The organism is uncultured Clostridium sp. (genome assembly GCF_934754915.1).
In the GTDB taxonomy this organism is placed as follows: domain Bacteria; phylum Bacillota; class Clostridia; order Clostridiales; family Clostridiaceae; genus Clostridium.
On the sequence record NZ_CAKVKB010000274.1, the window covers coordinates 1 to 2,594 of the forward strand.

Sequence of the window (2,594 nt, forward strand, 5' to 3'; positions counted from 1 at the left end):
GGAAAGTACTGCCTATAGAAAAAAGTCATGCTTTGATAGATAGATTGTTTACAAATTATTTTTATAAAGATGTGATTGAGTTTCATGAAAGAGATAGAAATTTTATTGTAAGTGATAAATGTACAAGTTGTGGATTATGTATAAAGAAATGTCCAGTTGGAAACATTACAATGAAAAATGGAAAACCAAAATGGAATCATAAATGTGAGTTATGTCTTTCTTGTATTCAAAGTTGTCCTAAAGAAGCTATAAATTATGGAGAAAAGACTAAAGGCAGAAAAAGATATTTAAATCCTAATGTTAAAATGTAGAGAATGGAATAAATGAGATGAGCAATTGTGGACGTGTTTTTGCTCCATATGTTAATCATGTTGTCTGTATTGATACAATATCTGCTATGCTTGAAATTGGAAAAGTAGAAAGTAAAAAGTCAGGATTATCTCAAATATGACATTTGTAAAGGGAAATGCAGAAGAGATGCCATTTTTAGATAATAGTTTTGATGTTATGATTTCAAGGCTGGCATTTCATCATTTTGTAAATCCGAGAGAAATTTTTGCGTAAATGAAACGATTATTAAAACCAAATGGAATTTAAGTATTAATTAAGATAGATATTCATGTTTACTGAAAATATTTGTGTTTTTATATGGAAATGTTGAAAAAATTTTCTGTTGTTATACAATTTAATTATATACAGAAAGACCAGCTAATAATAGTCAAGTAAATCTTTTAAAAATAATATTTTTAGAAAAGAGCATAGCAAATAGACCGTTCAAAAACACGAACGGTTACAAATAATGGAAGTGAATTAAGCTACTTTATGTAGATGTTTATTTTCTAAAAACATTTGTTTATGTATTTTAGGATCTCTCTGTTCAAATGGAGTTTGATTTCGGAGAACAGCAAAAATATAATTTAGTATTTTATGCATTATAGCAACTAAAGCAACTTTAGCTTTTTTGCCTTTTAGATTAACTTGATAGTACTCCAATAAAACCGTGTTTATAGGAATTCCGCTACGGTTGCGTCTAATTGAGGCAAGAGCTACTGCATATAATGCTCTTCGACCGATTCGAGTTCCACGTTTTGAAATTTTACATTGATCACCTTGAAATTTACCTGATTGATTAACAGAGCTGTCTATACCAAAGAAAGCTACAAGGTGCTTAGGCTTAATAAAGCCATTAATATCACCTATTTCAGCTATTAAAGTAATAGCTGTTAGACGTCCTATACCTGGAATAGAATCTATTAGTTCAATATTTTCTCTAATAGATTCAGGAAATTCAGATGATTCAATTAAAGTATTAATTTCACTTAATAAGTTATTTATCTGCGTTTCAAAAGCTTTTATTAAAGCCAAAGAACTGAATATTTTAACAGACAAACCGCCTAGCGGAACGCCGATGATATCAGCTTCTTTTGCAATAGTAATTAACTTTGAATATATTTTTTCAGACCAAGTTAAACCTTTTTTAGATTTTTCAATAAGAATTTTGATTACATCTTCTTTAGGAGCATCTATTATTGATTTTGGAGTAGGATAATTGCTCAAAATTTCAAGTGATGTATTAGATGCAATATCTGAAAATACAGTATTATAATTTGGAAATATAACTCTTAAATCAGCAGATAACTTCTTTTTATAAATTGAACATGAATCTGTAAGTTTATAGTACTCTCGAACAATATTTTTTAAAAGAAAAATATCAAGATTTTTTGGCTGAGACAACTTAATATTTTGAAATTTTCCTATGTTTGCAATAGATAAAGCATCTTTTTTATCATTTTTCACTTTTCTTATATCCACATTTTTGTTACACTTAGTAACGAGTGGATTGATAACAAATGTGTTATCGAACTTTTTAATGAGATAGTGGAAAAGAGATAAATGGTACACACCAGTGGACTCCATGAAAATGGCAGTTTTCATGTTAAACTCTTTTTCCACTTTTTTTATTTCATTAACTAAGTGATCAAAACCGCTTACATCATGCTTTATCCTAAAAGATTTCTTATAAATATCACCATTCGGTGCGAGTATTGCAGCATATGAAAAATTAGCTGAAGCATCAATTCCAACTACAGGACTGTTAAAAAATTCAGACATTATATATATCTCCTTTAAATTAAATTTGAGATAGAATAGAACTTCCAATCTATCAGATAGCTTATAACCTTGTTTGTGACACGGGTAATTCCCAAAGGGAAACCCAACCAGCTAAACATAGAATTCTACCTGATGGAATGATACGCTAATTTACGGGTATAGGTTCTAAATAAACCTCCCAGGAGGGATACATCTATCTTCTATTCAGGAGTATTATACTAAACTATATTAAATTTGGTTAGATTCCTTTTGGAATTTAAATAAAAAACTATTTTAACTATGAAATGCATATTCCTTATCGGGACGTAGGTAAAATAATAGGTATGAAAATTAAGATTAATTTGAAGTGTAATGTTCGTTAGAATTATAAATAGTTTTCTATCAATGTTACAACTAGATTATACAAGGAGGAAATATAATGGAAAATAAAATGTTTTGTTTCCAATGTCAAGAAACAGCAGGATGCACAGGATGTACACAAT

At 28.9% G+C, this 2,594-nt stretch carries 4 protein-coding genes; 3 read left to right on the forward strand and 1 reads right to left on the reverse strand.

The genetic code is table 11. The annotated features are described in order from the left end of the window. From Q0F58_RS18720 to Q0F58_RS18730, 3 genes are all read left to right on the forward strand, one after another. Positions 1-311 (forward strand): EFR1 family ferrodoxin (locus Q0F58_RS18720; RefSeq protein ID WP_294379466.1); only part of this gene is annotated, 311 nt, incomplete at its 5' end. 17 nt (positions 312-328) lie between these two features. Then, positions 329-451, forward strand: a complete 123-nt coding sequence (locus Q0F58_RS18725) for a hypothetical protein (protein WP_294379468.1) — start codon at positions 329-331, stop codon at positions 449-451. After that, positions 448-564, forward strand: a complete 117-nt coding sequence (locus Q0F58_RS18730) for a methyltransferase domain-containing protein (protein ID WP_294379470.1) — start codon at positions 448-450, stop codon at positions 562-564. Before Q0F58_RS18725 ends, Q0F58_RS18730 begins: the two co-directional genes overlap by 4 nt. 246 nt (positions 565-810) lie before the next feature. On the opposite strand, the gene Q0F58_RS18735 is transcribed toward Q0F58_RS18730, so the two are convergent. Beyond that, positions 811-2,112 (reverse strand): IS110 family transposase, encoded by a 1,302-nt coding sequence (locus Q0F58_RS18735; RefSeq protein WP_294379472.1) that lies wholly within the window; start codon positions 2,110-2,112, stop codon positions 811-813. Positions 2,113-2,594 lie beyond the last annotated feature (482 nt).

Bases quoted from the DNA above. Each gene is read 5' to 3' on its own strand.
- Q0F58_RS18730 (WP_294379470.1), top strand. From the start codon at position 448: ATGACATTTGTAAAGGGAAATGCAGAAGAGATGCCATTTTTAGATAAT.
- Q0F58_RS18735 (WP_294379472.1), bottom strand. From the start codon at position 2,112: ATGTCTGAATTTTTTAACAGTCCTGTAGTTGGAATTGATGCTTCAGCT.
- Q0F58_RS18725 (WP_294379468.1), top strand. From the start codon at position 329: ATGAGCAATTGTGGACGTGTTTTTGCTCCATATGTTAATCATGTTGTC.